The 6930-nt window shown below is 39.9% G+C and carries 7 protein-coding genes and 1 riboswitch; all 7 genes read right to left on the bottom strand.

Annotated features, from left to right (window positions below; all coding sequences use genetic code 11):
• Nucleotides 1–366: 366 nt before the first annotated feature.
• A complete protein-coding gene (locus GD441_RS10740) occupies nt 367–1125 on the bottom strand; it encodes a TatD family hydrolase (RefSeq protein WP_153126436.1) in 759 nt (252 codons plus the stop codon).
• Entirely contained in the window at nt 1118–1882 is a 765-nt protein-coding gene (locus GD441_RS10735; protein ID WP_225434202.1) for an ABC transporter ATP-binding protein, read from the bottom strand. The genes GD441_RS10740 and GD441_RS10735 overlap by 8 nt, the downstream gene beginning before the upstream one ends.
• Nucleotides 1863–2645, bottom strand: coding sequence for an ABC transporter permease (locus GD441_RS10730; protein ID WP_191992156.1), 783 nt, complete (start codon nt 2643–2645; stop codon nt 1863–1865). Before GD441_RS10730 ends, GD441_RS10735 begins: the two co-directional genes overlap by 20 nt.
• Nucleotides 2642–2926: a thiamine-binding protein gene (locus tag GD441_RS10725; protein WP_153126430.1), complete on the bottom strand. Its 285-nt coding sequence runs from the start codon at nt 2924–2926 to the stop codon at nt 2642–2644. Before GD441_RS10725 ends, GD441_RS10730 begins: the two co-directional genes overlap by 4 nt.
• A gap of 12 nt (nt 2927–2938) precedes the next feature.
• Nucleotides 2939–3931, bottom strand: a complete 993-nt coding sequence (locus GD441_RS10720; protein ID WP_153126429.1) for an ABC transporter substrate-binding protein — start codon at nt 3929–3931, stop codon at nt 2939–2941.
• Between the two features lie 117 nt (nt 3932–4048).
• Nucleotides 4049–4159: riboswitch (TPP riboswitch) on the bottom strand.
• 270 nt (nt 4160–4429) lie between these two features.
• Nucleotides 4430–5620, bottom strand: a complete 1191-nt coding sequence (megL, locus tag GD441_RS10715) for a methionine gamma-lyase (RefSeq protein ID WP_153126428.1) — start codon at nt 5618–5620, stop codon at nt 4430–4432.
• Between the two features lie 117 nt (nt 5621–5737).
• The gene (locus GD441_RS10710) at nt 5738–6928 is read right to left on the bottom strand and encodes a DEAD/DEAH box helicase (RefSeq protein WP_153126427.1); all 1191 of its coding nucleotides are present in this window, start codon (nt 6926–6928) and stop codon (nt 5738–5740) included.
• Between the last annotated feature and the right edge of the window lie 2 nt (nt 6929–6930).

The raw sequence follows: 6930 nt of genomic DNA, 5'->3' as shown, positions 1-6930 counted from the left end.
CTATTGGAGTCACCGAGGGTTAAGAAGTCTAACTGAAAGGTATCAGACTCTACGTCATACTTAATTGAACCGCCGTATACCGAACGGTACGTACGGTGGTGTGAGAGGTCGGGGGTTAGTCACCCCCTCCTACTCGATTAAAAAATTTACTATGTGATTCATAAAAATAGGTGCTTTTCATATAAACTGAACTCATCTGACTTAAGCGAAACTTCCATACAAGAAAAAAGATTCGAAAACGATAGTATTTTGTTTCGATTAACCCACAATATTTTATAAATGAGTTGAATAAGACATTCTAAAAACTCGTTACCTACCAAAATAAAAAGACCCAGAACCGAAAAAAACGGTTTGAGCCATTGATTTTCAAATCATATAAAACCTCTTCGTATTGTTCCTTAGTTTCTCATACACTACATGTACGGGCAATTTTTTTATCCTGGCAATTTCGATAACGGAATGATGCATCATGGCAGGATGCGTCATCTTTCCACTAAAAGGTCCTTCAAATGGCCATGGGCCATCTGTTTCAATCATCAGAAGCTCTAGCGGATAATAAAGAACCAGCTCTTGTATCTCTCTTTCATAGCAAACATCCGGAGTAACTGAAACATAAAACCTATTTTGGATCATGCGGGTAATCGTTTCTTTGTCGCCTTTAAACCAATGAAAGTGCGCTTTCTTTATCCTATATTTTTCTAATAGATCACACACAATCGGAGCATCATCATACACTGCATGCAAGATTACAGGCTTATCTTTCTTCTTAGCTAAAATGAGAAAATGCTCCAAAACTTCTATATACTTTTCCAAGTCGACTTTCTGTTCCTGCCTTGTGTAATAAGGAAGACCTACTTCACCGACTGCAACCATCTCATTCACATGCTCTTGAATCCATAATAAAAGCTCTTCTAAATCCTGAGGTGACGGAAGCGGCTGCTCTGGATGAAAGCCAAACGCAGGGCTAATTCTCTGGTCCCTTGTTGATAAAGCTAAATTTTTTTTACAAGATTCCATATTCATTGAAACCGTAATAAGTGCTTCTATATCGTCCTTTTGCAGATCAGAAAGAATGTTCTCTCGTTTTTCTTCGGAATAAGCATCCAAATGAATATGACTATCCATGATTTTCAAATTGCGAGCCTCCCATCGGCTGTAGCAAATTATACAACTCTCGTTTTAAGTCCAGAAACTCCCTGCCTAGTAGCTGCTGTTCATTCCTTGGTCTAGGAAACGGAACATGAACTTCTTTTATTACAGTAGCCGGTCTAGCCGACAATACATAGATTCGATCCGATAGCAAAATGGCTTCTTCCATACTATGGGTAATAAACAAAACGGAGCGTCGGTTTTCCTCCCAAACAGACAATAGCCACTTTTGCATTTGCAGTCTCGTCAATTCATCTAAAGCTGAGAACGGCTCGTCCAAGCACATGATTTCCTGGGGACTTACAAGACTTCTAATAAAAGCTGCCCTTTGCTTCATTCCTCCGGACAATTCATGAGGGTAAGCCTTCTCATAATCCGCTAATCCTGCTTTTACTAAAAGTTCTCTTGCTTTCTCTTGATCAACAGAACCAGACAATTCTCCTCCGAGGATGACATTCTCTAAAATAGATCTCCATGGAAGAAGTGCCGGCTGCTGAGGCATATAGCTAACATGTCCTCTTAAACCATTAATATTTTTCCCATCTAACTTTATGGACCCTGTATTCGGTTTAAAGATTCCCCCAATTAATGAAAAAAGTGTGCTCTTTCCGCTCCCAGAAGGTCCTACAATACTTACAAACTCACCAGATTTCACGTGCATACTCAGATTCTCTAAAACATTTCTCTTTCCATCAAAAGAAAAGGAGACCGAATCAATGTGCAGCTTCATCACTCTTGTCCTCCTTTCTTTTCCAAGCAACAAAATAGCGTTCTGCTATAGTAATGACAGCAAAGAATAGAAGACTCAAAGTCATAATAATAAATATAGAAACAAACACACGGTCCGTTCTGAAGGATGAAGAAGCCAATGTCATATACACCCCTACTCCCGATTTAGCTCCAAGCCACTCGGATATTACGGCTCCCATCACACTATAGGTAGCAGAAATTTTAAGGCCAGAGAAAATATATGGGAGAGAATGAGGCAGCTCAAGCTTCCAAAAAAGCTGTCCTTTGCTTGCTCCCATCATCCTAAAATAATGCTTCAATTCGTAAGGGATTTGACGAAACCCGTCCATGGATGACACTGCGACCGGAAAAAAACAAACAAGCATAATGACGATCAGCTTTGGTAACATACCAAAACCAAACCAGATCACCAGAAGTGGTGCCAGTACAATGATCGGAATGTTTTGCGATAAGATGAGCAACGGATATACAGCATCCTTTGCTCTAGGAAAAAGGTGTAGCAGTGAAGCAATTAGAAATCCTATTAAGCTGCCAATCAAAAAACCGATGATGGAAAGCTGAACTGTCGAAACAACATGCTCCGATAAGCTTTGAAAGGAAGCCATACCTTCTTTCATAATGGCTGAGGGTGCCGGAAGTAGCCAAGGCTCAATCTTTAGGACTTTTAAAGCGAGCTCCCATATTACTAGTAAACCGAATAAAAGAAAGAAGGGAGCCCCCTTCTTCCATAATCTTACTATACTCATCCTCTATACTTCTCCGTTAAGGTATCCATCGTAATGCCTTTCGGCTGATACAAAATCTTCACCTGTGTAATGACATTTGGCGACCCTAGCTCTATCATTCTTTGATTCATTTTTTCTATAATCGAAAGTAGCTGAGAAAGCTCACCTTCCATTGTTGTTTCAAGTGGATGAACTTCATATTTCACACCGGAGTCGTGAATGATTTTAATCGCTTCATCAACTAAAGGAATAACGTTTTCCCCTTTTGGAATAATTTGCACACTCACTAATGAATTAGCCATATTTATACTCTCCTATTCCGGTAAAAATTCATTTGTAAATGCCTTTTCCGGATCGAATTTTCCTTCAAGCAACTTGTTCTCCATCATCCAGTCCGCATAATTTTTCCATACCTCAAGCTTTTGTTCACCCCATCGAGGTGCATCATCCTGATATTTTGGCGCAAGCCACTCCTGACTTTTTTTGACAAGCTTTTCATCCAAGTCAGGTACCGACTTTAATAAAATATCTGCTGCTTCCGAAGGATTTTCAATCGCAAATTGATATCCTTTTGCAGCTCCATGGACGAAGGCTTTCACTGTTTCAGGATCTTCTTTAATCATTTTTTCACTTGTCGCCAATACCGGTGTATAGTAGTCCAGCTTTTTGGAGTAATCCGTTAAGTACACAATGTTTAGGTCTTCTCCTCTTAGCTCTGCTTCTACCCCTGTCCAGCCGTAATAAATCCAGGCAAAATCAATATCCCTTTTCACTGAAGTAAAAAAGTCGGAATCTCCTGTATTTACAATTTTTACTTTGTTTACATCGGCATTTTCTGTTTTCATAAGGGATTCAATAACAGCCTTTTCAACAGGTGATCCCCATCCACCATACGTTTTACCTTCAAAATCCTTTGGCGTTTTAATGTTTTTTGCTACTGGAGATGCAAAACCTGATGTATTGTGCTGGATTACTGCAGCGAGAGATACTAGTGGTACTCCCTGCACTCTTGCTTGAGTAATACTTTCCTGATAGCTCACACCAAACTCCGATTTACCTGAAGCAACCAGTTGATCTGCCCCCGTTTCACCTGGCATGATAATCTCAACATCCAAACCCTGCTCTTCAAAGTAGCCTTTCTCTTTTGCAACATATAATCCGGTATGGTTGGTATTCGGTGTCCAATCTAACACGACGGACACTTTCTTCAACTCCTTGCTCTCTTCCTTTGGAGCTTTGGAAGATTCTTTTCCGCCACATCCAGCTAAAAGAAACATTACCAGTAATACAGACAACAACTTCTTCATCATAAATTCCTCCTTTGTATGTATTGTGTCACATGCTGAAAGAAAGGAGACGTACCAAAGAAATCTTAGGAAAATAAAAAACGCCCGATGATCTCTCGGACGTTAACATACATACTAAGATAGTTAGAATATGTTCCCTCCGCTGGTATCATCCAGATCAGGTTCAAAGAGTCAGCATCTTAACGGATGCAATCTCAGCCGGCAACACCGGCTCCCCTACATGTTTCAGACATATGAACTTATTCTCTTACATTATAACAAAAAACTATGTTTTTCTATAATATTTCTCAAAAAAATTAATCTTGACAAATGTTTGCTAATGGTATGTGCTTTTCTTATTTCATTAATGACTCCTTTTTCTGTCACAATCCAATCAACTGCTAAGTCAAATTCATCTCCGGATTGGCTTTCATTACCTTCGCTTCCTTGTAAAAAGGGAGCTGTACAACGTCCATATTAAAAGGTGTGCAATGACTTTGCACACATGATTTATTTTCTTTAATTTTCCAAAACCTTCAACCCTTCTTCTAAATCCGCCCAAATATCTTCCCAAGCTTCTAGTCCGACAGAAAGACGAATCAGTTGGTCAGTTATTCCCATTTGTTGTCGTTCTTCTTTGGGAACGACTGCATGTGTCATGGTTGCTGGGTGCTGGATTAAGCTTTCTGCATCACCTAAGCTGACGGCAATTTTGATTAGCTTTAATTCATTAAGGAATCTTTGAGCGTCCTCTTTATGCCCTTTTATCTCAAAGGAAATGAGTCCTCCGCCTTGTTTCATTTGCTTCTTAGCAATCTTGTATTCCTTATGCTTGCGATCCAAAGGATAAAAGACACGGTTAATAGCCGGATGTTTTTTAAGTTTTCCAACTAATTTTTGAGCATTGTAGGAATGTCGGTCCATGCGTACAGGAAGCGTTTTTAATCCTCTTAATAACAACCATGCATCAAATGGGGAAAGTATGCCGCCGATATCCTTTTGTGTCGTCATTGCCATTCTGCTAATAAAATCTTTCTTTCCAACGACAAGTCCAGCCACTACATCTCCATGTCCACAAATATACTTTGTGGCACTATGAAGGACAATGTCACATCCTAAATCTAGAGGTCGCTGTAGGTATGGGGTAGAAAATGTATTGTCGACCACTACCGGAATGTTATATTCCTTTGCAATACTCGCAACCATTTCCAAGTCTATCAGCTTCATTGTTGGATTAATAGGCGTCTCTACATAAATACAGGCTGTTTCAGGCTTAATAGCACTACGAATCTTTTCTTCTGTTTCCATACCGCTAAAATCATGAGTAATCTGGTATTTTTCTTTCAACAATTTAAGTAAACCGAATGTACAGCCATATAGCCCCTGCGAGCAAAGAATATGGTCATTTGCATTTGTCAGAGCAAACAGGACGGCTGATACCGCAGCCATTCCCGAACCGAAGGCAAGTCCGGCTCCACCGTTTTCCAAAGCTGCAATCCGCTGCTCTAAAACTTTTACCGTTGGATTTCCTAACCGTGAATAAATGTATCCATCTTCCATTCCAGCGAATCTTCTTTCCCCCTGCTCCGCTGTTTCAAAAGTAAAAGTAGAAGTTTGAAATAATGGTGTGGAGAGGCTTCCTAAATGTACTTGTGAGTCATAACCTTCATGGATCACTGCCGTTTCGAAGTTCTTGTACTTTTCTCTCATGTTATCTCCTCTTTGTCTTTTTAGTCTCTACATTATATATATGAAACTAAACAGAAATATGTAAGCGTTTTCTTTTCGAATCGAAAAAACAAACGGCAGCCACTATGCTGCCGTTTGTTAAGATCTCTTTGCCCGATTTCGATTATTTTTCAATGTTGGATTCTTTTTCGAATTCATCCGTTCCTTTTCGTCTGTTATTTGTCCTTTATAGAAAACCTTTTTCTCTAGAGTTAGATTTAGCTTGTTTGCAATTTTTTTCAAATCACGCTCTTCTTGTGGAGTCACAATAGAAAGGACCATTCCTTCAGCTCCGGCTCTGCCTGTGCGACCAGAGCGATGCGTGTATTGCTCCGTTGTTCTTGGAATATCAAAATGTATGACATGTGTCAGACCTTTTATATCCAATCCTCTTGCTGCGACATCCGTGCTAAGAAGCAAGGGGAATTCTCCCTTTCTAAAGCCTTTTAACGCTTTTTCACGGTCCGCTTTTTTCGTTTCGGAGTGAAGAACTGCAACTTGTAAATTCTTATAGGCAAGCTTTGCGGCCGTAACGGATATTTCTCCGATGTCCTTCATGAAAACTAAGCCTTTCATATTTGGCAATCGAGCAATGCTTTCTAGAATTTTTATTTTTTCTCTGCCTTCTGTAACAAAATAAAAGTGTTCCACCTTTGGAACCGGCAGCTCTTCTTTTTGGATCATAATAATCTCGGGATCCTTCATCAGTGCTTTCGCTTCATCCATTGTGTTTTTCCCGATTGTTGCGGAAAACATCAACAACTGGCGGTCCTTCAATGTGCTTTTAATGATACCTTGAATGGTTCCCTGGTGTTCAGGTACTAAGAGCGTGTCTCCCTCATCGAGCACAATCGTTTTGACGTTGTGCATCTTTAATTTCTTTTGTCCAATGAGTTCATAAATTTTCCCAGGTGTCCCTACTACAATATGAGGGCGTTTTTTCAGCTTCTCCAGCTGTCTTTTTAGGTTTGCTCCACCAATAAATGAAGCGTTGACAATTCCGCTGCCTTGAGACCATTTTTGAATCTCAGCCAAAATTTGCATAACAAGCTCGTGAGATGAAGCAAGTATGACAGCCTGCACATACGGCAATCCAGGATCTATTTTTTCAAGGATTGGCAAAAGATAAGCGAGTGTTTTTCCCGTTCCGGTAGGAGATTCTGCAATAACATCCTTTCCTTCTAATATAGATGGGATCGCTTTGGCCTGGATTGCAGTTGGCTCTTTGAACCCTTCTTTTTCCCAGGCTTTATAAATAAAAGGTTTCATGTTTTGTATCAATTCGTTCATAT

Origin of the sequence: Peribacillus tepidiphilus (genome assembly GCF_009466385.1) — a bacterium.
In the GTDB taxonomy this organism is placed as follows: domain Bacteria; phylum Bacillota; class Bacilli; order Bacillales; family DSM-1321; genus Bacillus_BN; species Bacillus_BN tepidiphilus.
The sequence above is the reverse complement of the archived record's forward strand: the minus strand, read 5'-3'. Positions and strand labels throughout refer to the sequence as shown.